The 21586-nt window shown below is 64.4% G+C and carries 20 protein-coding genes, 1 tRNA gene and 1 pseudogene; 9 read left to right on the forward strand and 13 right to left on the reverse strand.

The features are described 5' to 3' along the window. Positions 1 to 379 (forward strand): NAD(P)/FAD-dependent oxidoreductase (locus QZ266_RS09460; protein WP_295694420.1); only part of this gene is annotated, 379 nt, incomplete at its 5' end. Here QZ266_RS09460 and dapD read toward each other — a convergent pair. The 7 genes from dapD to rpmH form a co-directional block, all read right to left on the reverse strand. Beyond that, on the reverse strand, positions 376 to 1203 hold the full coding sequence (dapD, locus tag QZ266_RS09465; protein WP_295694423.1) for a 2,3,4,5-tetrahydropyridine-2,6-dicarboxylate N-succinyltransferase: 828 nt from the start codon (positions 1201 to 1203) through the stop codon (positions 376 to 378). The two genes, QZ266_RS09460 and dapD, sit on opposite strands and share 4 nt — an antisense overlap. Next, on the reverse strand, positions 1200 to 1898 hold the full coding sequence (locus tag QZ266_RS09470) for a pyrimidine 5'-nucleotidase (RefSeq protein WP_295694426.1): 699 nt from the start codon (positions 1896 to 1898) through the stop codon (positions 1200 to 1202). The genes dapD and QZ266_RS09470 overlap by 4 nt, the downstream gene beginning before the upstream one ends. A gap of 1 nt (position 1899) precedes the next feature. After that, positions 1900 to 2895 (reverse strand): DUF1036 domain-containing protein, encoded by a 996-nt coding sequence (locus QZ266_RS09475; protein ID WP_295694428.1) that lies wholly within the window; start codon positions 2893 to 2895, stop codon positions 1900 to 1902. 7 nt (positions 2896 to 2902) lie between these two features. After that, positions 2903 to 3478 (reverse strand): ribosome biogenesis GTP-binding protein YihA/YsxC, encoded by a 576-nt coding sequence (yihA, locus tag QZ266_RS09480; protein ID WP_295694430.1) that lies wholly within the window; start codon positions 3476 to 3478, stop codon positions 2903 to 2905. A 68-nt stretch (positions 3479 to 3546) separates the two neighbouring features. Beyond that, positions 3547 to 5337 carry a membrane protein insertase YidC gene (yidC, locus tag QZ266_RS09485; protein WP_295694432.1) on the reverse strand — a complete coding sequence of 597 codons (1791 nt, stop codon included), beginning with the start codon at positions 5335 to 5337 and terminating at the stop codon, positions 3547 to 3549. Between the two features lie 6 nt (positions 5338 to 5343). Further along, complete coding sequence (locus QZ266_RS09490; protein WP_295694434.1) at positions 5344 to 5745, reverse strand: ribonuclease P protein component; 402 nt, start codon at positions 5743 to 5745, stop codon at positions 5344 to 5346. A 5-nt stretch (positions 5746 to 5750) separates the two neighbouring features. Next, the gene (rpmH, locus tag QZ266_RS09495; RefSeq protein WP_295694437.1) at positions 5751 to 5885 is read right to left on the reverse strand and encodes a 50S ribosomal protein L34; all 135 of its coding nucleotides are present in this window, start codon (positions 5883 to 5885) and stop codon (positions 5751 to 5753) included. A gap of 99 nt (positions 5886 to 5984) precedes the next feature. Between rpmH and QZ266_RS09500 the strand changes: the two genes are divergently transcribed. Together QZ266_RS09500 and QZ266_RS09505 are read left to right on the forward strand one after the other, a co-directional pair. After that, positions 5985 to 6761, forward strand: a complete 777-nt coding sequence (locus tag QZ266_RS09500; RefSeq protein WP_295694440.1) for a VTT domain-containing protein — start codon at positions 5985 to 5987, stop codon at positions 6759 to 6761. A 17-nt stretch (positions 6762 to 6778) separates the two neighbouring features. Further along, complete coding sequence (locus QZ266_RS09505) at positions 6779 to 8260, forward strand: HAMP domain-containing sensor histidine kinase (RefSeq protein ID WP_295694442.1); 1482 nt, start codon at positions 6779 to 6781, stop codon at positions 8258 to 8260. Here QZ266_RS09505 and ggt read toward each other — a convergent pair. Further along, positions 8251 to 9990, reverse strand: coding sequence for a gamma-glutamyltransferase (gene ggt, locus QZ266_RS09510; protein WP_295694445.1), 1740 nt, complete (start codon positions 9988 to 9990; stop codon positions 8251 to 8253). The genes QZ266_RS09505 and ggt overlap by 10 nt on opposite strands. A gap of 64 nt (positions 9991 to 10054) precedes the next feature. On the opposite strand from ggt, the gene QZ266_RS09515 reads away from it, so the two are divergent. The 5 genes from QZ266_RS09515 (at position 10055) to QZ266_RS09535 (ending at position 15532) form a co-directional block, all read left to right on the forward strand. Then, positions 10055 to 11050 (forward strand): P1 family peptidase, encoded by a 996-nt coding sequence (locus QZ266_RS09515; protein WP_367178232.1) that lies wholly within the window; start codon positions 10055 to 10057, stop codon positions 11048 to 11050. Positions 11051 to 11161: 111 nt separating this feature from the next. Continuing rightward, positions 11162 to 11238 (forward strand) — tRNA-Arg (locus QZ266_RS09520). Between the two features lie 650 nt (positions 11239 to 11888). Then, positions 11889 to 12413, forward strand: a complete 525-nt coding sequence (locus QZ266_RS09525; RefSeq protein WP_295694450.1) for a hypothetical protein — start codon at positions 11889 to 11891, stop codon at positions 12411 to 12413. Positions 12414 to 12622: 209 nt separating this feature from the next. Further along, positions 12623 to 14296 (forward strand): methyl-accepting chemotaxis protein, encoded by a 1674-nt coding sequence (locus tag QZ266_RS09530; RefSeq protein WP_295694453.1) that lies wholly within the window; start codon positions 12623 to 12625, stop codon positions 14294 to 14296. Positions 14297 to 14311: 15 nt separating this feature from the next. Then, entirely contained in the window at positions 14312 to 15532 is a 1221-nt protein-coding gene (locus tag QZ266_RS09535) for an alginate export family protein (RefSeq protein ID WP_295694454.1), read from the forward strand. 84 nt (positions 15533 to 15616) lie between these two features. On the opposite strand, the gene QZ266_RS09540 is transcribed toward QZ266_RS09535, so the two are convergent. The 3 genes from QZ266_RS09540 to QZ266_RS09550 all read right to left on the reverse strand — a co-directional run bounded on the left by QZ266_RS09540 (position 15617) and on the right by QZ266_RS09550 (position 18280). Next, positions 15617 to 16102: a DJ-1/PfpI family protein gene (locus QZ266_RS09540; protein WP_295694456.1), complete on the reverse strand. Its 486-nt coding sequence runs from the start codon at positions 16100 to 16102 to the stop codon at positions 15617 to 15619. A gap of 308 nt (positions 16103 to 16410) precedes the next feature. Further along, positions 16411 to 17730, reverse strand: a complete 1320-nt coding sequence (locus tag QZ266_RS09545; protein WP_295694458.1) for an MFS transporter — start codon at positions 17728 to 17730, stop codon at positions 16411 to 16413. Between the two features lie 94 nt (positions 17731 to 17824). After that, complete coding sequence (locus QZ266_RS09550; protein WP_295694460.1) at positions 17825 to 18280, reverse strand: Lrp/AsnC family transcriptional regulator; 456 nt, start codon at positions 18278 to 18280, stop codon at positions 17825 to 17827. A 115-nt stretch (positions 18281 to 18395) separates the two neighbouring features. Here QZ266_RS09550 and QZ266_RS09555 point away from each other — a divergent pair, with 115 nt between their 5' ends. After that, positions 18396 to 20051 carry an aminotransferase class V-fold PLP-dependent enzyme gene (locus QZ266_RS09555; protein WP_295694463.1) on the forward strand — a complete coding sequence of 552 codons (1656 nt, stop codon included), beginning with the start codon at positions 18396 to 18398 and terminating at the stop codon, positions 20049 to 20051. Between the two features lie 6 nt (positions 20052 to 20057). On the opposite strand, the gene QZ266_RS09560 is transcribed toward QZ266_RS09555, so the two are convergent. Together QZ266_RS09560 and QZ266_RS09565 are read right to left on the reverse strand one after the other, a co-directional pair. After that, complete coding sequence (locus tag QZ266_RS09560; protein ID WP_295694464.1) at positions 20058 to 20657, reverse strand: hypothetical protein; 600 nt, start codon at positions 20655 to 20657, stop codon at positions 20058 to 20060. Positions 20658 to 20749: 92 nt separating this feature from the next. After that, positions 20750 to 21586 (reverse strand): annotated as a pseudogene (locus QZ266_RS09565) (hypothetical protein); the annotation flags it as partial.

The following is a 21586-nucleotide window of genomic DNA, read 5'->3' on the forward strand; positions in this document are numbered from 1 at the left end:
ATGGCTGGGTCGTGCCCGCAAGGGGCAATCCCTGACCAATACGCTTCGAAAGGCCGGCCTGACACCGCAGGCCGTATCGGTCCTGCGCGATGCGGTTCCCGATTTGCCTCGCGATCCGGACGCCCTCGCCGCGCTGATCAAGGCGGTGCCATTGGCAGTGACCGGCCAGCGCGGGCTGGACCGGGCGATCTCGTCAGCCGGCGGCATTGCCCGCACGGCGCTGGACGAGGGCTTCATGCTGACGGCGCTGCCGGGCGTGTTCGCCGCCGGCGAGATGCTCGATTGGGACGCGCCGACCGGCGGCTATCTGCTGCAGGCGAGCTTTGCCACGGGTCTCGCCGCTGCACGCGGCATCGAGGCCTGGCTGCCCGACGACTAGCGCAGCAGATCGTTGATGGCGGTCTTGGAGCGGGTCTGGGCATCGACGCGCTTGACGATGACCGCACAGGCCAGCGACGGCCCGCCCTTGGGATCGGGCAGGGTGCCGGGCACCACCACCGCATAGGAGGGGATCTCGCCGCGCGTGATCTCACCGGTTGCGCGATCGACAATCTTGGTCGACTGGCCGAGGAAGACGCCCATGGAGATCACCGCGCCCTGGCGCACGATCACACCCTCGGCGACCTCCGAGCGGGCACCGATGAAGACATCATCCTCGATGATGACCGGGCCGGCCTGGAGTGGTTCCAGGACACCGCCGATACCGACACCGCCCGAGATATGCACATTCTTGCCGATCTGGGCGCAGGATCCGACCGTCGACCAGGTGTCGACCATCGTGCCCTCATCGACATAGGCGCCGAGATTGACATAGCTGGGCATGAGAACCGCGCCCGGCGCGATGAAGGAGCCGCGGCGCACGGCGCAGGGCGGCACGGCGCGGAAGCCGGCGGCCTTGAACTCGGCCTCGCCCCAACCTTCGAATTTGGACGGGACCTTGTCCCACCATTGCGAGCCGGCCACGCCGCCATCGACCAGACCCATCGGATTGAGCCGGAAGCCCAGCAGGACGGCCTTTTTCAGCCATTGATGCACGACCCAGTCGCCATTGCCCTCACGCGAGGCGACGCGCGCCTGACCGCTATCAAGCAGATTGATGGCGGTCTCGACGGCGTCGCGGACTTCGCCGGTCGTGTCGGCAGAGATGCCGTCGCGATGATCCCAGGCAGTCTCGATCGTGGTGATGAGGGCGGTGTCGGTCATGTGTCATCGTCCGGTGTTGCGGTGGTGCGGATGGAACCCAGGAAGGTCGGCAGGCAGTCCACGGCGTGGTGGACATGATCAGGATGTTCGTCGGGCGCGGCGCTTTCCTCGTCGCGCGGGCCATGTTTGGCGCGGACAAGGACAGTTGTGAAGCCCATGTCGTGGGCGGTTTTCAGATTGCGCACGCTGTCCTCGAAGAAGATCGACTCCGGAACGGGCAGGTCGAACTTGCGGACGAAGCTGTCAAAACCGGCCTGGTGCGGCTTGGGCTGGAAGCCCGAGGCCTCGACGTCGAAAATATCGTCGAAGAGATGGGTCAGGCCCATATGACCGAGAATATTCTCGGCATGACCGAGCGAGCCATTGGTATAGACGAGACGCTTGCCGGGCAGGGCTTCGATACGGGCTGCCAGCTCGGGGTGGGGTGTGATCACCGTCGGATCGACATCGTGCACGAAATCGAGGAATTCACGCATGTCCACGGCGTGATTGGCCATCAGCCCGTTGAGGGTGGTGCCATAGTCTCGCCAATAGGCCTTCTGGACCAGGCGCGCCTCGTCTTCGGGAAGTGCGAGCAGTCGCGCGACATATTGTGTCATGCGCCGATCGACCTGCGCCATGATCGGTGCGTCCGACGGGTAAAGCGTATTGTCGAGGTCGAAGACCCAATGGTTGATATGTCTCAGATCGGCCATGTCATGGCCTCCTGAATTCACTCTCGTCCAGCGTAACCCGGACACCGCCATCGGCAGGCTCCGGGATGCGGTGGAAATCGGCGGGAGCATAACCGCGCTCGGCGCAATCCGTGCGGCCTTCGGCGACAAAACGGGCCGGGGCGACGCAAAAGGTTTCACCACCCCCGACCAGGCCGCGCCGACCGGCGGTATTGATCCGCTCGGCAAAATAGAAGGTGTTCGCCGTTTCCAGCCGTGCGGCGAGGACGCGGGCGCATTCATTGGCATGGATGCGCCACCAGCCGCGCGACTGCCAGATCTCACCGACCTGGAGTCCGATCGCCACAGCGATGTCGCCATCGGCAGTATTGCAGACCGTCATGCCGCTGGCCGCGTTGCGTTCCAGGGCCCGTGCTTCCAGGGCGTCGATCAAGGCGCCATCGCCCGGCGTGCCGCTTATCCCGGCATCGCTGAGGAAACTGGCGACCGCGCGCCGTGTGGAGCGTCCGTCCAGTCCGTCGACCCCGTTGATCGGATAACCGGCCGATTGCAGCAGACGCTGGATCCCGGCGACATTGGCCCGGCTCCCGAAACTGTCGGGTTCCACGAAAACCGTGCGTTCACGGTCATCACCCTCACGGATGAAGAAGTCGCGTGAGGCCATGCCCAGCGACGCGCAGCGCGTGTTGGCGACAACTTCGAAATCGGCCTCGTCAACGCAGAGCGGGACCGTGCCGCGCCATTCGCGCACGCCGCCCAGATAGGCGATGGAGGATTTGGCATAGAAGAAGATCGGCTGGTCACCGTCGAGATCGACATCGCTGGCGACGGTCGCGCAATCGCCGGGGCGAAGCCGGGTCCAGCCCTCGATGGCAACGCCGCCCTCGACCGGCCAGGCCGTGGCAGCTTCGACAATATAGCTGGTCTCATTGCACAGCTCAGCCGCTTCGGCCCGGCCGCTCAGTGTGGTCAGAAGAAGGGGCAGAGCCAGAAGGGTCGGGATCAGAAAGCGCAACATGCGTCTTTCATCCCATGTCGGGCAGCAGGGCGACAATCTCCGCCCGCAGCTGGTCAACGCCATCCTGCTTGGCTGACGAGGTCGCGATCACGCGCGGGAAGGCGGCCGGGCGTTTGGCGATCTTCTCGCCGGTCTCGGCGATCAGGCGGATGACGGCCGGCGGTTTGATCTTGTCGGTCTTGGTCAGCACGACCTGATAGCTCACGGCGGCTTCATCGAAGACGTCCATGATTTTCAGGTCGACCTCCTTGAGGCCGTGACGGCTGTCGATCAGCAGGTAGACGCGCTTGAGATTGACCCGGCCGCGCAGGAAGGCCTTGGTCAGGCGGGTCCATTTCTCGACCACCGGCTTGGGCGCCTTGGCATAGCCATAGCCGGGCAGATCGACGATGCGCAGGTCGGTGTCATCGACCTCGAAGAAATTCAGCTCACGCGTGCGTCCCGGCTCACCGGAGGCGCGGGCCAGGCCCTTCTGACTGGTCAGGGCATTGATCAGCGAGGATTTGCCGACATTCGAGCGCCCGGCGAAAGCGACTTCGATCCGGTCTGGCTCGGGCAGGTGGTCCAGCGCGACTGCCCCCATCAGGAAGGTGCAGGGTCGTGCGAAGAAACGCCGCCCGAGGCCGATATCCAGTTCGTCGCTACCGTCGGTCAGGACTCGTCTCCTCCGCCGCGCTTCAACAGGCGGGCGACCAGCTTGTCGACCTGGGTCTCATTCCCGTGGCGCCGCATGATGATGTATTGCTGCAGCACGGACAGGAAGTTGTTCCAGGCCCAGTAGATCACCAGGCCGGCCGCGAACGGGGCCAGGATGAAGGTGAAGACGATCGGCAGGAAGGCAAAGATACGTGCCTGCATCGGGTCCGGCGGCGGCGGGTTGAGCGCCTGCTGCGCGGCCATGGTCAGGCCCATGATGATCGGCCAGGCGCCAATGCCGAGCACACCGCCGATCAGCCAGATACCCGTCGGGTCGTAAGGGATCAGGCCGAACAGGTTCCAGATATTCGTCGGGTCGGCGGCCGAGAGATCGCGGATCCAGCCGAAGAAGGGCGCGTGGCGCATCTCGATGGCGTTGAACAGGGTCTGGTAGAGGGCGAAGAAGATCGGGATCTGCGGCAGGATGGGCAGACAACCGGCGAGCGGATTGATCTTCTCGGTCTTGTAGAGCTCCATCAGCGCTTGCTGCTGCTTTTGCTGATCGGCCGCATAGCGCTCCTTGAGCGCCGCCATTTTCGGCTGCACGGCCTTCATCTTCGCCATCGAGGCATAGGCGCGATTGGCCAGCGGGAACATGACGATCTTGACCATCAGGGTCAGCGCCAGGATGGCGAGGCCGAATTGGCCAAGGGCGCCTTCCAGCATGGTCAGCAACCAGACGAAGGGGCGGGTGAGGAACCACAGCCAGCCCCAGTTGATGGCCATGTCGAAACGCTCGATGCCAACCTCGTTCTGGACCTGCTCTAGGACGTCCAATTCCTTGGCGCCGGCGAAGATGTGCGTGGTCGACGTCAGGGTTTCACCGGTCGGCACAGCGATCGCCTGCTCGACATAGCTGGCCTCGAAGGCGTCCTGCTCGCCGCGCTCGATCGTGCGGAAGCGGGCGGTGAAGGGACGGTCCTGGTCCGGAACAGCGGCGGCCATCCAGTAGCGCTGCGTGATGCTGACCCAGCCGCCGGTCCCGCTCTCCTCGATCTGTTCGCCGTCTTCCAGCTTGCCGAAACTGCGGCGCACCATCGCGCCTTCAATAACGGCGAGGGCGCCCTCGAAGATGGCCATGTTGCGGGTTTCATCTTCCGGACGGCCTTCATGGCGGACGAGGCCATAGCGGGAGAGTTCGACTTCTTCACCGGAATTGTTGGTGACCGTATCGCTCAGCGTGAAAAGATAGTCCTCGTCCACCGAGATGACGCGCTCGAAGGTGAGGCCCGACGGGCTGTCATAGGTCAGGGTGACCGGGGTTTCCGGAGTCAGGGTCGAGCCCGAGGCCAGGGTCCATTCGGTCGAACCGCCCGGGAGGTCGGTAAAGCCCGGCGTACCCGAGACCCAGCCATCGCGGGCATAGAAGACATGATCGCCGCCGATCGGGTTCAGAAGGGCGACCGGAGTGTCGTCGTCAATCGTCTCGCTGTGGCGACGCAGGCGGATATCGTCGAGGCGGGCACCGGTGAGCGAGAGTGATCCGAGCACGGCCGGAGCGTCGATGGTGATGCGGTCATTGCCGGTCAGGGCCGTTTCGCGATCAACCGTTGTCACGGCCGCCGGTTCCAGCGCGGAGGCGGGCAGATCGGGATCGATCAGCTCGCCGCCGGCCGCTTCCAGGGCGGCTTCGCGCTCGGCGCGTCGCTCTTCCTCGGCCGGGCCCATCACGAACATCTGGTATCCGGTCAGGATCACCAGGATCAGGCCCAGTGCGATAAACAGGTTGCGTTGATCTTCGCCCATGAAAACTCAGGCCTCTTGCGCTTTGTGTTCGCGATCGCCCTGCGGCTGACCCTTGGTCAGATCCTTCAGGGCGCTTTCGACTTCCCCCATCAAGCGCGACCAGTCCCGGGAGGGCGTGCTCGCGCGTGCGATGAATACATAGTCAATGCCGGGCTGTCCGTGGAGAGGGAGTAGCAGCCGGGCAATCTCCCGTAACCGGCGCTTGGCCCGGTTGCGGATCACGGCACCGCCGATCTTGCGGGTCGCGGTGAAGCCGGCCCCGATTTCGTGCGGCCCGACATGCAAAGAGCCGCCTCGCGAGCGGGCCTGAATGACCACGCCCGATCGGACGGCTTTTTTGCCTTTTGCGGCGTGCAAAAACTGGCGCCGCGTTTTCAGCCGTTTAACGGCAGGAAGCGGCGCTGACATCGTCCTTAGGCGGACAGACGCTTGCGGCCCTTGGCCCGGCGACGAGCCAGGATTAGACGGCCAGACTTTGTCGCCATGCGGGCACGGAAGCCGTGGCGGCGCTTGCGGACGATCTTGGACGGCTGAAATGTACGTTTCACGGTCGCGCTCCATCGGCGTTTAATTCGAGAGCGGCGGCAATTACGCCCTTGCAGCGGCGGCGTCAAGGCTTCATGCCCCTCACTGAGCAGGAGAATGACATGCGAAACGCCGCAGACCAACCGCCGCAAATGCCGCCCGGGCCGGGCTCCACGGGCCTGCGCTGGCTGCGCCGCTTCGTTCTGATCGCGCTGCTGCTTGTTATTGCGGGACTTTTACTGTCGGGTCGGAGCCCGCTCGACCTGCTGGCCTGGCTGCGTGAAAGCCGGGGCCTGACCCAGGATGTGATTCACGATCATTTCGCCCTCGCTGTGATCCTGTGCGCGCTTGGCTATGTCCTGCTGGCGAGCCTGGCGCTTCCCGGTGCCCTCTGGCTGACCATTGCGGCCGGATTCGTGCTCGGTCAGGTCTGGGCCATTCCGGTGTCCTTGCTCGGGCTCACACTGGGCGCGATCAATACGGTTCTGCTGGTGCGCTTTCTTGCCGGCGATGCACGGCGAACCCGGTTGCGCGAACGCTATCGGCGGCTTGCGGCCGGGTTCGAACGGGACCAGTTGACCTATATGATCCTGCTGCGGCTGCTGCCCTTGCCCTATTTCGGCGTCAATCTCGCCGCCGGACTGTCGCGGGTCTCGCTGGGCGCGATTGCGCTCGGGACGCTGATCGGTTCCCTGCCCTCGGTCATTCTCTATGCCGGCTTCGGGGCCGGTCTGGGGTCGCTGAGCGAAATGGAGGCGCTGCCGGGACCGGCGGCCCTCCTGCAACCGCAAGTGCTTTTGCCGCTTCTCATGATCATTCCGCTCGCCATGGCTCCCCTTCTCTGGCGTCGCTGGCAGCGCCGACGAAAGGCACGCGCCTTGCCGGGCAAAACGCACTAGGCTATCGGCGTTGAACAATGCCTTCAGATGTCCACCCCTCCAGCGATTCCGCTCGCCCGTCCGAAACGCCCTTGCCCGGCGTGTTGGACAATCTGCGCGCGCAGCTTCTCATGGTCACGCTGGGGCTGGTTACGGCCGGTCTGGTCCTTGTCTATTTTCCGGCCGCCGCGAGTTTCCGCCTGCAATGGATGACGGATCGTGCCGAGGCGGCTCACCTGGCCGCACTGGCGGCCGATGTGGCGCCGGGCGGGGCGCTGGGCGAGGAAGAGGTCCGAGCGCTCCTGATGGGCGCTGATGCGGTCGCCGTGGCGCGTGTGCGCGATGGCATGAATGAGCTTGTCCTCTATTCCGGCCCGATCGGCGAAGGACTGGTGGAAAGCGATCTGCGCAAGGCGAGCTGGTGGACTCATATCCGCGATACGGTCGAGACCCTGACCGCGGATGATGACCGGCTGCTGCGCATCAGGGCTCAACCGGTGGGGGCACCGGACGAGCTGATCGATGTCATTGTGCGCGAAGGCCCGCTTCATACCGCCTTGCGCGATTTCTCCCGACGCCTTCTGGTTTATGCCAGCCTCGCCGCCTTCATTGTCGGGGCGGTGCTGTATTGCGCACTCTTCTTCCTCTTTGTGCGACCGATGCGCCGCCTGGCCGGGGCAATGACCCATTTCCGCGAAGACCCGGCAGATCCGGGGCGGATGATCCGCCCGGGTGATGGCCGCAATGAAATCGGCCAGGCCGAGCACGAGCTCGCCCGCATGCAGGCCGATGTGCGCCAGGCCCTGCATCAGCGCGAGCGGCTCGCGGCGCTGGGCGGTGCCGTCGCCAGGATCAATCATGATCTGCGCAATGTCCTGGCCAGCGCCCAACTGGTCTCGGACCGGTTGGCCATGGATACGGATGACCGGGTACGCGGCATGGGCGAGCGCCTGGTACGCTCGGTCGACCGCGGGGTTCGCCTGTGCGAAGCGACGCTGGAATTCGGCCGCGCCGAGGAAAGTGCGCCGGTGCGTCAGCCGATTCCGGCGCGGGCCCTGCTCGAGGAAGTCGCGGGCGATGCCATCCTGGCAGAGGGCGATGTGGATTGGCTCAATGATGTCGGTGAGGAGATTGTGCTCGATGCCGACCCGGATCAGGCCCACCGGCTTTTCCTCAATCTCTGTCGCAATGCGATCCAAGCCATGCAGGCCGGGTCCGAGCCCCGGCGCCTGACCGCGCGCGCCGTACCCGTGCCGCCGATCGACCCGTCGACAAGTGCCGGTGAAATCCGGATCGAGATCTCCGATACCGGCCCCGGCGTGCCGCCCAAGGCCCGTGAGCGCCTGTTCCAGCCCTTTGGCGGCTCAACCCGGCGCGGTGGTAGCGGGCTGGGTCTGTCGATCGCCCGCGAGCTCGCCCGCGCCCATGGCGGTGATGTCAAACTGGTCGCGACCGGCGAGAACGGCACGATCTTTGGCGTCAGCCTGCCGTCCGCACCCGCGCAATCCCGTCAGGGTTGACGGGCCTGCCCCTCACGGCGCGGATCGGCGCCGCCAATCAGCGTCCCGTCTTCCAGTCGCCGCACAATGTGCAGGCCGGAATTCTCGCCGCGATTGGCGTCGAGGGTGAAGCCAAGACTTTCCAGCCCGGCCAGGATGTCCGGATCCATCCCGTCTTCGACACGGATGACATCGCCGCGGGCGACGACATTCGGCAGCTCGATCGCCTCCTGCGGTGTCAGGCCCCAGTCGAGCATGCCGACCAGTGTCTTGGCGGTATAGGCAATGATCGAGGAGCCGCCGGGCGATCCGGTCGCCAGCACGAACTCGCCGTCCTGGTCGAAGACAATGGTCGGTGACATGGACGAGCGCGGTCGCTTGCCGCCCTCCGCTGCGTTCGGCACCTGCACCCCATCGGCGTCTGTCGGTGTGCGGGAGAAATCGGTCAGCTGGTTGTTGAGGAAAAAGCCCCCCGCCATGCGATGGCTGCCGAACACGCTTTCCACGGTCGTCGTCATGGAGACCACATCGCCATCACTGTCGACGATCACGAAATGGCTGGTACCCGGTGAGTCGGGCGTGGCGTCGGCGCCCGGCGCGGTGACACCGTCCGGAATGCCCGGCGTCGATCTTGGCAGGGCGGTTGTGCGCTGGATGCCGCGAGACCGCTCGGCGATGTAGTCGGCGTCGAGCAGACCGGCGACCGGTACGGTTACGAAATCTGCATCGGCGACATAGGCATCACGGTCCGCATAGGCGAGGCGGCTGGCCTCGATGAAGCGGCGCCAGCCCTCGACTGTTTCCGGTCCGCTGGCGGACAGGTCATAGGGTTCGAGCAGGCCGAGAATCTCGTTGACGGTCACGCCGCCGGAGGCGGGCGGCGGAGCGCCACAGACCGTCCACTCACGATAATTCCGGCAAAGCGCATCACGGCGTATGGCCTGATAGGCGGCCAGATCGGTCAGGGTCAGTCCGCCGGGGCGCGGTTCGTCCTGGACCGCGTCAATGATCGCAGCGGCCAGGGGGCCTTCATAAAGCGCGCGCCAGTCGGCGGCGAGGGCGCGCGTCGTCTCCGCATAGGCCGGGTTTTGCAGTAGATGACCGGCCGGATGCGGTGTGCCGTCATCGGTGAAGAAATAGGCGCGGGAGGCCGGCCATTCATCAAGCGGGCCGCGTGGGGCCATGCCGGCGATGAAACGGGCCAGGCGCGGCGAAATCTCGAATCCGGTCTCGGCCAGACCGGTCGCGGCATCAAAACCGTCCGCCCAGTCCAGCGCGCCATGATCCTCGTGCGCCATCGCCAGCATGGCGATCGCGCCGGGCACGCCGATGGAATGTCCGGAAAAGACGGAGTCGCCAAAGCCCAGCGCCTGGCCATTCTCGTCGAGGAAGAGGTCCGGCCCCGCGCTTGCCGGTGCCGTTTCGCGGCCGTCATAAACAGTGAGGTCCCCGGACTGGGCGTCGTAATAGAGCAGGAAAGCGCCGCCGCCGAGGCCCGAGCTTTGCGGCTCGACCAGGCCAAGCACGCTTTGCACGGCAATCGCCGCGTCGATCGCATCACCTCCGGCGCGCAAGGCGTCCAGCCCGGCTTCCACGGCATGTGGATTGGCGGCGGCGACCATGGCCGGGCCCGTCGCAACCGGAATCTCCGCCGCAATTTCCGGACTGGCAGCGGGTTCAACATCGCCGGAACAACTGGCAAGAAACAGCCCACCTGCAAGTGCGGTGGTGGCGAACAGGAAACGCAGCATCTAACTTGCCCCTCAACAATGTCCGGTCAGACTGGACCCACAACTCACAGATAAGAGGCCGGACATGTCAATGCCAGCACCGCGAAACAGCCTGACCGATATCGCCGGTCTGCGTGTCGGCCAGGTCCATGATGCGGCGGTGAAGACGGGGGTGACGGTCATCCTGCCGGATCAGCGGGCCGTCTGTGCGGTGGATGTGCGCGGGGGCGGTCCGGGCACGCGGGAGACGGATGCCCTAGCCTCGCACACCCTGGTCGACGCGGTCGACGCCATCGTTCTGTCCGGCGGCTCCTCCTACGGGCTGGCTGCCGCGGACGGCGTGGCTGCGGCGCTTGGCGCGCGCGGTGACGGTTTTGCCCTTTTCGACATGCCCGGCGTGCCCAAATCTCCGGTCGTCCCGTCGGCCATCCTCTATGATCTCGCCAATGGCGGCGACAAGGCCTGGGGCGAGGAGCCGCCCTATCGCGCGCTGGGCAAGGCGGCGTTGAAGGCTGTGAGCGAAACCGTCGAGCTGGGCGCCGTCGGTGCCGGCCATGGTGCCCGTGCCGGTCTGCATGCAGGCGGGACGGGGACGGCCAGTCTCGCGCTGACCGGCGAGGGCGGGCGCGTTGCGGCGCTGGTCTGCGTCAATAGTTTCGGCTCGGTCACCCTGCCGGGGGCGGACGATGTCTATTGGGCCTGGCCGCACGAGATTGACGGGGAATTCGGCGGTAACCGTCCCCCGGCCGACTGGCGCGCCGACCCGGAAGACTGGGGCGCGGCCAAGATGCAGCCGGGCCCGCGCGAGAACACAACCATTGCCGTTGTCGCGACCGATGTCGCACTCACCCCGGCCCAGGCCCAGCGTCTTGCCATCATGGCCCAGGACGGCCTGTCCCGCGCCATCCGCCCGGTTCATACGCCCTTCGATGGCGATGTCGTCTTTGCCATTTCGACCGCCGCCCGTCCGCTCGGTGAGGGCGGTGAAGCCCATCTCGCTCGCCTCGGTTCGGCCGCTGCCGATTGCCTCGCCCGCGCTGTCGCACGGGGTGTGCACGCCGCGCGTCCGGAAGCGGGTTGAGCCGCGCTGTACAAGCCGGTGCAATTGCCGCAATCGGGGACTTGCCATCCCCCAAAGCCGGGGCTAGGTTCCGCGCCTCTTCGGGGCTGAGACCTCGAAGCCATACGGCCTGCACCGGTAGCTCAGTTGGATAGAGCACTAGACTACGAATCTAGGGGTCGGGGGTTCGAATCCTCCCCGGTGCGCCATTTTTCCTTTATTCCCGCTCTGCTCGACCCGAGCCTGTCGCTGTCTTTGGCGATGGGGTCGATGCTCGCATGGAATGCGTTCAGGGCTGTGGATTTGAGCCGGCTAGCCCGAGGTGTGCCATTTTTCTCTTGATCTCACGGCAATTTCCCCGGATTTGATCCGGGGTCACGCCTCCGATAGGGCGGCCTGACCGGCCGACGCGCGGTCGCGCTTGCGAACCCTTCGGGTTCGAAATGGCACCCTTGAGGTGTGCCATATTTTCTTTATTCCCGCTCTGCTCGACCCGAGCCTGTCGCTGTCTTTGGCGATGGGGTCGATGCTCGCATGGAATGCGCTCAGGGCTGTGGATTTGAGCCGGCTTGCCCGAGGCGTGCCATTTTCCGTCCGCGACGCTGTCTCGACGGTGCCTGCGACCGGCACGGCCTTTCACACGGACCCGGGCTGGGGCGTCTGACGTTTCAGGGCAGGGCCGGTCTGGCCGGCGAGCTGGATCGCGCTATGTTTCCTCGAAAGACCATTCTGCGTCGACAAGATTGAAATCGCGCGAGCGGCGAGGCAGAATGATAACGTTATCATACATGTGGGTCGGAGGAGGCCGAGCGTTATGGTTAAGACAGACAAGCGAGTGTGGACTTTTGCGGCGACCGTCATGGCCGTGTTGACCGGGTTGAGCCTGGCCATTCCGGGCATGGCGACCGCCACGACGACAGAACCGCTCAATGATCAGTTTTCTGTCCGCTGGGACACTGAAGGGGGCGGCTTGCGTCGCAGCATTGTGGAATCGCCGACCGCGCCGGGTGGCGCCGCGTTGGAGGTGTCCATGCGCCGCCGTCTCGATGAGCCGTGGCGCTCCCGGGTGACCGTACCGCTGGTCAGCGATATCCGGGAGGGCGACGTCATCGAGCTGCGGGTGTGGATCCGGGCGGAATCGCCGATTGGCTCCCAGGAGACCGGCAATCTCGACTTGCAGATTGTCCGCACCAGCGAGCCCTATGACAATATCTTCAGCGAGAATATCCGCCCGACCGACGAGGGTCAGTTCTATGTGGTCAGCGGTGTCGCCGGGGCAGACTTTGATGCTGATGACGTCGTTTTTGGCGCCAATCTTGGCTATGGACGCCAGACCATCCAGTTCGGGCCGATCTTTATCAACCGGGTCTCGTCCGCGGACTGAGACAAGGCCGGTGCCGGGAGGGTCGGATGTTGATCTCGACATCCTTCAAACGACTCGCCCGGCCTGCCCCGTCATGCTTCCAAGGCAGGCGGGCTTATAAATTATGATGGTCTGGATGACGACTGATCGCGTCGCGAAAGGACGTGGTTAACCTTGGGGGTGCTTGCTGAGGGCAGATAGTCTGCAAGAAACCTCACGAGCCCCTCCCCATGTCCGATCGCCTCCACGCCTTGTCACTGAAAGTCCGACTCGCCCTTCTCGCCTTTGTCTCGGTTGGCCTGCTTCTGGCCTATGTCGTGACCAATGGCCTGCTACGAAACGCGGTAACCCAGATCGATGAGACCGCGCGTCACGCGACGCATTCTCTGATGGCCGCGAACACGCTCGAGAAAGATCTGACATCGCTCTTGCGCGATACCTATCTGATGGCCGCCGAGCCGGCGCCCGACCGGATCGAGGCCGCGCTCGGCAATCTGGTCGATTTCGAGATTTCGCTGGCCGAGGCGGAAGAGACCGTCACGAGCGAAGCGTCCCTGTCGGCACTCGGCACTGTGCGCGCGGACTATTCCGGACTGAATGCCCTGATCAGTGAGGCGGCAGTCGGCGTGGCCGGCATGGACGCCCGTGCGGTCTCCAGCTTTGTCGACGCCCTGGCCGGGTTTGATGACCGGATGGACACCCAGATCGAGACCGTGCGGGACAGTGCGCGGGCTGATCTCGACGCCGCCTGGCTTGAGCTCGATCGCATGGCCGGCACGACTTTCTGGGCCGGCGTGGTGGCGATCATCGTCGCCTCGGCAGGCTTGTTTGTCCTGACCCGATTGATCGGCGGAACCATCCGCCAGTCGGTCGCGAGCACGCGGGACATTGTCGGGGCGCTGGCTGAAGGTCGGCGTGATGTTGCAATCCATGGCACTGAGCGTTCAGACGAGTTCGGTGATCTGGCCCGCGCGACCTCGACGCTTCAGGACGCGCTGAGTGCGGCAGACGCGGTTCGCGATCGCGAGCTCGCGGAGGCCGAGGAAAAAGCACGTCGGCACCGGGCGCGCGAAGAAGCTGTTATCAAGTTCGAACAGGCCTCCAGCGAGCTCCTCGCAAGCGTCATGTCCGCGTCCGAGCAATTGTCCGCTTCGGCCAACCAGATGCAGTCCACATCCGGCGAAGCGGCCAATCTGTCCGATTCAGCTCGCGGGGCCGCCTCCAATGCCGCCTCCAGCGTGCAGGCGGTTGCGGCGGCCTCTGAAGAGCTGGCGGCATCGATCAGCGAAGTGTCGACCCAGGTGAACCGCACCAGCGAATTGTCACAGGTCGCCGGTAACGAGACAGGGAGCAGCGCCGAAGTGATCGGCCAGCTTGCCGATTCTGCGGAAGCCATTGGCGCCATTGTCGACCTTATCGACACGATCGCGTCCCAGACCAATCTCCTCGCGCTCAACGCGACGATCGAGGCGGCACGCGCCGGTGAGGCGGGCAAGGGATTTGCCGTCGTGGCATCGGAAGTGAAGGCCCTGGCCGAGCAGACGACCGGCGCGACCCAGCAGATTGCCGAGAAGATCAACAATATCCAGTCCTCTGCCGAGGCCTGTACGACCTCCTCTGCAAAGGCCCTCGAAGCGGTTGCCCAGCTTGGTGAGCTGGCCGTTGCATCGGCCTCGGCCATTGAACAGCAACGCGTGGCGACCAGCGAAATCGCCCAGTCCGCTCAGCGTGCCCAGGACGGCACGAGCAGTGCTTCCCATGATGTCGACAAGGTCGCGGACTTCACGCGCCAAACCGATGAAGTGTCGCGCTCGGTCCTCAGTGCCTCGAATGAAATGGCCACGCGCCATGAGGCCTGGAAGGCAGAGTTCGACGAATTCCTTTCAAAAATCCGTGCGGCGTAAGCAGGAGATCGACCGATGATGAAACCCAATTTCCTGAGAACGGGACTGATTGTGACCGGACTCCTTGTCTCGCCGGCAGCGCTGGCTGACGATGCAACCGGCTCCTTGATCCTGGATGTCCGGGCGCGCCATGAAATGGTCGAGCAGACCGGCAAGCTGGATGCGACGGCGACGACGGTCCGGACACGCCTCGGCTGGCAATCTGCGCCCTGGCGCGGGTTCACCTTTCTGATCGAAGGCGAGAATGTCGTCGTGCTGGGGTCGGATGACTATAATTCCGGGCTGAATGGACGCACCGCCTATGCGACCATCAAGGATGACGACATCACCGAGCTCAACCGCCTTCAGCTGAGCTGGGCCGCCAGCGAGCAGGTACGGGTCACGGTCGGGCGACAGCTCCTGTCCTTCAATGGCAATCGTTTCATTGGCTCGCCGGCCTGGCGTCAGGACCGGAATTCCCACGACGCGCTTCGCATTGATGTCGCGGATGCGGCCTGGTCCGCCAGCTACGTGTATCATGACCGTGTCCTGCGCGGGCCCGGCGATGATTTCGACTGGCAAAGCGATAGCCATCTTCTCAATCTCGGCTATCGGGTGAGCGATGCGGCCTCCCTGGAAGGCTTCGCCTATTTTATCGACCTGACAGATCCGTCAGCGCCCCAGGACCGTTCGAACATGACTCTGGGTGGACGTCTCACCGGCGCCTTGCCGCTCGGCGAGGCGCGTTTGAGCTATTCCGCGATGTTGGCGCGGCAAACGGATTACGGGTCTTCGACCGCCGACTTCGCGCTCGACTTCGCCAGTTTCGAAGCGCGGGTCAGCCAGTCCGGTGCCAGCCTGATGATCGGCTATGACCTGCTGGAGGGCGATGGCGTGAACACGATTGCCACGCCGCTTGGCTCGGGTCATGGCAATCATGGCTGGGCTGATGCATTCAGCGGTGGCGGCGCGCAGTCAACGGCCGATGGTCTGGAAGACTTGCGGTTCGGCGGCACCTATGGCGCCGAAACCGGCCATGCTTTCGTGACGGGTTGGGAAGTGGGTGCGGTGCATCGCCATTTCACGGCCCAGCGTACGGGCGATGGTCTGGGCCGCGAATGGGACGCCTGGGTCAATCTCGACCTGCCACGCAATGTCGGGCTGTCCTTCCAGTTTGCCGACTTCCAGGGGACGGGAAACCCGCTCTCCCCGGCTGACCGGACCAAGCAATGGGTGGTGCTCACCTATCGCCGCTGACTGGGCCGGGCCCGGTAACATCTGACAAAAAAGAGGCCGGATGCATGCATCCGGCCTCTGTCATTTCAAGCGCGCTGTGACTGGTCAGGCCGGCATGGCTTCGCGGGCCATGCGGCCGGCGACGGCATCGATGATCTTCCAGTCGCTGTCATCATCGTCATTGGCATAGAGATGGCCGTCGATCAGGGCTGCCGACGTGGCGTCGGACTGGCTGCCAGCTCCGGCGATGGCCGCAACGATGCCGGCGCTGCCACGAAGGGCAATAACCGGCTTGCCCTTGTCTGCGAAGCGCTTGGACAGGGCGGTCGCATGCTCCGGCTGCGTTGCCGCGTCCTCGAGCAGGACGAGGGCGTCATACCCGCTCTCATCCAGGTCAGTGACGGTTTCCGCGACGGCGAAATTGATCTCCGCAGTGCCATTCTTGCCGCGCAGCAGGGATTGTTGTCCGGACACGAGGACGGCCCGGCGATTGTGGCGGGCGAGGGCGTCCGTCGCGGTCTGCAATTGCAGCACATTGACGGACTCGGCGACAAAAGCCGCGACGCGGCTGGGACGGTGACCATGTTTCATCAAGCGGAATGTCTCCATTGTTGCGGGCGCAGTTCATCCGGCGCCAAAAAGTTTGATGTTAGAGGAATAGTGATCGCAGCGCCGGAATCAAGTGGCGGCGCTGTCATAAAAATATATTGTCTGTATAAATACGCGCCAAGATCAGAAAATATTTAGCAGCAAAGCAATTTTATTTGCTGGCGTTTACTGGGCATCACATGCGCTCAGCTTCAATTACTGAAAGTGCAGATTCGATAAAAGCGCTAATACTGCTGATATCGTGGCTGTGCATGTGGTGTGTGCTTGGCGGTGCGCGGGGTGAGGCCGGCTCAATCTCGCCAGTCTGCGTCCTCGAATTCGGCGTCCTGGCTGTCTGACCAGCCCGCATCTTCCTCGGCATGATCGGTGAGTTCGATCACCGAGACCGAGGTTGTGGCCGTTGGCTCGAAGTCACTCTTGTCTTCCTCGCGGACCGGGGCCGTCCCGGTCCGGCGGATGAGCATTGATCCGGTCAGGGCGAACAGGGTGATGGCCGCAAAGTAGAAGAGGCCGGATGGCCCCGTCACACTCATCACGGTCGACGCAATGAGCGGGCCGATCATGGAGCCGAGCGCCCAGACCATGAGTATCCCCGACATTGTGCCGGTCGCCTGGCCTTCCGGTGCGCGGTCCGCCGCATGGGCGACGGCGACACCATAATAGGAGAGCGCGCCGGCGCCCCAGAGCGTGGCGGTGACAAATATTCCCAGGCGCGGCATGAGACCGCCGAAGAGCGCGAGAACCAGTGCAGCGGCCCCCGCCGCGAGGGCGAGGCCTGCGATTACCAGGCGGCGATCAATCCGGTCGGACAGGATGCCGGCGGGCCAGGTGGCGATCACGGATCCGCCAATCATCGCGGCGTTGAAGAGGGCGGCGGTCCGGGGCACGCTCTCGGCGGCAAAACCCTGCACATAAACGGCATAGAGCTGAAGTACCGCGCCCGACACCATGCCGGAAATGGCAGCCGCGATGATCGCGGATGGTGCGAAATGCCAGATTCTCAGCGGGCTGAAGGGCGTGGTGGTCGGCGCGGCCGGCTCGGCGCGCCGTGTGGCGCAAACCGGGATCAGACTCGCCGTCAGCAGGGCGGCGATGATGAGGAAGCCGGTCGCCGTGCCCGACGGTGCGCCAGCGACCAGGAAGGGGCCTATCATGAAGCCGAGTTTCGAGGTGACCAGGTAGAAACCCAGAATGGCACCGCGGTGCTGACCGGGTGCGGCATCGGCAATCCAGCTCTCGCCCGAGGCCAGAAAGCCGGCGACCGAAACCCCGATGATGAACTGGACAAGCATCCACCAGGCCATGGCGCCGCTGACATAGAGCGCCGCGGCTCCGAGTGAGGCTGCGGCGGCAAAGCCGGCGATCGAGCGGATATGACCGACTTGCATGATCTCGCGGGGCGCCAGCCGCGCTCCGAGCAGGAAGCCCAGCGCATAGGAGGAAACAATCGCGCCGATCTTGAGCGGCCCGGCACCCTGGGAAACCAGGGTCAGCGGTCCGACAACCGACAGCGCTCCGGTGGCGGTCTGCAGGATCGCCAGCGCGATGACGATTGCCGCGACATTGCGGTAGCTGTCGGTTCCGGACGGGGTGGGCATTGGCATGGACATGATGGCTCGTCTGCTCGGCGGTGTCGGTCGGTGCGCGCGTCCCAGCTATGCGGTGCAGGCCTCAGGATGCAAGGGCGAAGCGTTGAAATTCACTTCAAACCGGCAATTCGGTGGTGTTCTTGATCGCTTCCATGGCGAAGCTGGCACTGACATCGGAAAGGGGGGCAATCGCGATCAGCTTCTTGTAGGCCTCGTCATAGGCGCGCACATCAGGCAGGCAGAGCTTGATCAGGTAATCGATATCACCGCTCAACCGGTAGAATTCGACCACTTCGGGCATCCGCGCCACGCCTTCGGCAAACCGCTTCAGCCAGGCTGCGTCATGTTGGCTGGTGCGGACTGTGACGAAGAGGGTCGCCTGCAAGTCCAGGGCTTCCGGATCCAGCAGGGCAACATGTTTGCGGATCACCCCGGCTTCCGCGAGGCGTTTCAGGCGCCGCGCTGTCGGGGTCGGGCTCAGACCGATCAGGTCGGCCATTTCCTGCACCGTGCGATCGGAATCCTTCTGGACGGCACGGAGGAGGCGACGGTCATGATCGTCAAACACCATGTTTTTGACCCTGATTGGTGAAAATAGCTACTTCAAAGCTGTATCACGGTCTGAGATTGGTGAAAATACCTCGCTGAGCGATGCTTTTATAGCGCATTCGCTTCTGGAGGCCTGAATGCCCAAACCGTCCAACCCGTCCGCTCGTCTTGCCGCCATCCGTGACGGGCTGGTCGGGGCTGGCCGGATGTTGACGACGCCCTTTGGTCGCAAACCCTTCCTCTATGCTGATTACACCGCGTCCGGCCGCGCGCTCAGCCAGGTCGAGCGCCAGATCGATCGCTTGATGTCCGACTATGCCAATCCGCACAGCGAGGACAGCGCCACCGGGCGGGCCAGCAATCGCTGGATGCGCGAGGCCGAGGCGATGATCCGCAAGGCGGTCAATGCCGCATCTGATGATTGCCTTTTGCCCTGCGCCGCCGGAGCGACAGGTGCCATCCACAAATTGCAGGAAATCCTGGGCCTGGCTGTGGCGCCGGCCAGTCGTGACGCCCTCGGCGTCGAGGCCGGACCGGCCGTGAAGACCGTCGTGTTTGTGGGCCCGTATGAACATCACTCCAATGAGCTGAGCTGGCGCGACAGCCTGGCCGAGGTGGTGTCCATCGGGCTCAACCCGGCCGGCGGCATCGACATGGCGGCGCTTGAAACCGCGCTGACGGACCCGCGTTTCGATGGCTGGCGCAAGATCGGGGCCTTCTCCGCAGCGTCGAATGTTACCGGTGTGCGGACGGATATCGCGAGCCTCGCGCAGTGTCTGCACGCCCATGACGCCATCCTCTGCCTCGACTGCGCGGCCAGTGCTCCCTATCAGCCTATCGACATGCATCCCGAGCTGGATCCGGATTCGTCGATTGATGCGGTCTATTTCTCACCGCACAAATTTCTCGGCGGACCGGGCGCGTGTGGTGTTCTCGTTTTCAATGAGCGCCTTTATCGCCGCGATCTCGCGCCGACCCAGAGTGCCGGCGGGACGGTGCGCTATGTCTGGCAGGACGGCCATGATTTCCTCGAGGGCATTGAAGCGCGCGAGCGGGCCGGTACGCCGGGTCTGCCGCAATTGGTGCGCGCCGCCCTGGCGCTGCAGATCCAGGCCGAGATGGGTAGCGAGGTGATTTCCGAGCGCGAGCACGCCGCCCTCGAAATGGCCTTCGCGCGTTGGTGCCACCACCCGCGTATTGACGTGCTCGGCCCGCAACGCCCGGCTGACCGGCTTGGAATTGTTGCCTTCAATCTTCGGAATGAGGCGGGTGACACCATCGAGCCGCGACTGGTGACGATGCTGCTCAACGACCTTTTCGGCATTCAGTCGCGGGCTGGCTGTTCCTGCGCAGGGCCCTATGGGCACCATCTGCTGGGGATTGATGACGGCACGACCCGGGACATCCGCTCACGTGTTCTGGCCGGTGATGTCGGTGCGCGGCCGGGGTGGTGCCGGGTCAGTCTTCACTGGGTGATGTCGGAAGCCGAGATCAGCTATCTGATCGATGCCGTCTGTTTCCTCGCGGAGAATGCCGAGTTTTTCGCGGGTTTCTATGACCGCGATGCGGGCACGGGTGCGTGGCAATGGGCCGGCGATCCGGTCGATGCCGATCCGGTCTGGCCGGGCAGTCTGCTTGAGACGCCGGCTGGCGCCATGCCGGTGCGGGGCGACGCGGCGGAGATCGATCCGGATGATCGGTTCGACGCGCCCTTCCGGACGGCGCGCGAGATGGTGCGGGTATTTCGCGGCGCGCAGTCCGACCCCTGGGACGTTCAGCTTCTGGACGCCTGAACAGGGTCAGGCCGGGCGACGGAATTTCAGCACGCCGCACGTGTCGAGCAGAGTGTCCACACGGGTCCGGTCCTCGGTCGAAAGCGGTGTGCGGCGCGGATAGAGCGGAGCCTGGCTGTCGCGATCATTGATCCACGGGGCATCCCATAACTCCGTTGCCTGGATAAAAGCCCTGGCGCGCGCCTCGCCGCCGGTCTCGAGGCAGCCGGACAGACAGGTATCGACATAGGTCTGCGGGATCGGATGATCGTGATCGGCGCGGACCTGTTCGCGATTGACGACAATCCAGTAGCGCCCCGCAGGCAGCGGCGCCCGGCTCCCGTCATCGGGATGGACACTGCCCGGGTCTACCTGCGTGAAGACATAGCCGCGTTCGCGGTGGCGCAGCTCCGGCGTGATCTCGGTCGGGACGAGGGCGGCGTGGAGATGGTGGCCGGGCGCATGGCGCACACCGGCATAGGTCGCTGCTTCATCGCCATAGCGAACCGTCCAGCCGCGGCGCCAGCCCGTGGCGACAACCGGACGAACCTCGGCCTCGATTCCGGAATAGGTGCGGCGACTATAGCCGCTGAGCAGGCTGCCATAGCCAATCATGAAATCCGGCACGCTCTCTCCCTGCGCGGTGCATACAAAAACGGCGCGGATTGCTCCGCGCCGTTTCATTGTGGCGGGGCTGAGCCCGCTGTCCAGTCAGCCTGTTAGCGATTGCGGCGCGCGCTGTGACGCGAGCTGCTCGAGGATGAGTGGCTGTAGGACGCCTGGGCGACCGGCACTTCCTCGGAATAGGCATTATTGTCGGCCGGCATGTCGGTCCCGTAGAGATAGGTATTACCCTGGCTCGACGGCGCCGTCTGGCGCGAGGCGACCGGCGGGATTTCCGTGCTGGTCGGCGGGTTGTAGCCTGGCAGATTGATCTCTTCACAATCCACGAGGCGCCATTCCCAACGCTCTTCCGAGCGCAGCGAGTAGCGAGTCACGGTCTGGGTTTCGACCGGGATGACGTGGCTGTCGACCGTGGCATGCTGATCGACGACCTGGATGCGATAGCTGTCGCGTTCCTCGGCGATCGGGATTTCCTCGATGCGCGCTTCCTGGACCAAGACATCGCGCGTGATCTGGGCGTATTCCGCCGGATGACTGACCTCGCGGATATTGGCCGGCTGGACCACGATGTTGCGGGTCACGGTCTGATATTCGCCGGCTTCTTCCACCAGGCACCAGACTTCACCCGTCTCGCTGTCGAACCGTGTCATCGACGCGCCCGGAACATAGCCGCGACGCCACACCATGCGCGGTTCGCGCACGAGGATGGTCTCGGTCACCGAGTCGTGCACAGCCGGCACGACTTCATATTCAACATAGGCCGGACGGATCTGAACCGTCTCGGTCACGCTCTCATAGACCGGCTCATGCACGATGTAGCGCATGCCGGCTTCACGCGAGATGTATTCGCGATACTCCTCGCGCAGGCGCGGCGGCGCGACATCGTAGCGCTCATAGGAGTCCTGGGTCGTGACCTGCTCGGAATAGATGTC

The organism is uncultured Maricaulis sp. (assembly GCF_905480005.1).
Lineage (GTDB): Bacteria > Pseudomonadota > Alphaproteobacteria > Caulobacterales > Maricaulaceae > Maricaulis.

Coding starts and splice junctions, on each gene's coding strand:
- dapD (WP_295694423.1), bottom strand. CDS start 1,203: ATGACCGACACCGCCCTCATCACCACGATCGAGACTGCCTGGGATCAT.
- QZ266_RS09470 (WP_295694426.1), bottom strand. CDS start 1,898: ATGGCCGATCTGAGACATATCAACCATTGGGTCTTCGACCTCGACAAT.
- QZ266_RS09475 (WP_295694428.1), bottom strand. CDS start 2,895: ATGTTGCGCTTTCTGATCCCGACCCTTCTGGCTCTGCCCCTTCTTCTG.
- yihA (WP_295694430.1), bottom strand. CDS start 3,478: ATGGGGGCAGTCGCGCTGGACCACCTGCCCGAGCCAGACCGGATCGAA.
- yidC (WP_295694432.1), bottom strand. CDS start 5,337: ATGGGCGAAGATCAACGCAACCTGTTTATCGCACTGGGCCTGATCCTG.
- QZ266_RS09490 (WP_295694434.1), bottom strand. CDS start 5,745: ATGTCAGCGCCGCTTCCTGCCGTTAAACGGCTGAAAACGCGGCGCCAG.
- QZ266_RS09500 (WP_295694440.1), top strand. CDS start 5,985: ATGCGAAACGCCGCAGACCAACCGCCGCAAATGCCGCCCGGGCCGGGC.
- QZ266_RS09505 (WP_295694442.1), top strand. CDS start 6,779: ATGCCTTCAGATGTCCACCCCTCCAGCGATTCCGCTCGCCCGTCCGAA.
- ggt (WP_295694445.1), bottom strand. CDS start 9,990: ATGCTGCGTTTCCTGTTCGCCACCACCGCACTTGCAGGTGGGCTGTTT.
- QZ266_RS09515 (WP_367178232.1), top strand. CDS start 10,055: ATGTCAATGCCAGCACCGCGAAACAGCCTGACCGATATCGCCGGTCTG.
- QZ266_RS09525 (WP_295694450.1), top strand. CDS start 11,889: ATGGCCGTGTTGACCGGGTTGAGCCTGGCCATTCCGGGCATGGCGACC.
- QZ266_RS09530 (WP_295694453.1), top strand. CDS start 12,623: ATGTCCGATCGCCTCCACGCCTTGTCACTGAAAGTCCGACTCGCCCTT.
- QZ266_RS09535 (WP_295694454.1), top strand. CDS start 14,312: ATGATGAAACCCAATTTCCTGAGAACGGGACTGATTGTGACCGGACTC.
- QZ266_RS09540 (WP_295694456.1), bottom strand. CDS start 16,102: ATGAAACATGGTCACCGTCCCAGCCGCGTCGCGGCTTTTGTCGCCGAG.
- QZ266_RS09545 (WP_295694458.1), bottom strand. CDS start 17,730: ATGTCCATGCCAATGCCCACCCCGTCCGGAACCGACAGCTACCGCAAT.
- QZ266_RS09550 (WP_295694460.1), bottom strand. CDS start 18,280: ATGGTGTTTGACGATCATGACCGTCGCCTCCTCCGTGCCGTCCAGAAG.
- QZ266_RS09555 (WP_295694463.1), top strand. CDS start 18,396: ATGCCCAAACCGTCCAACCCGTCCGCTCGTCTTGCCGCCATCCGTGAC.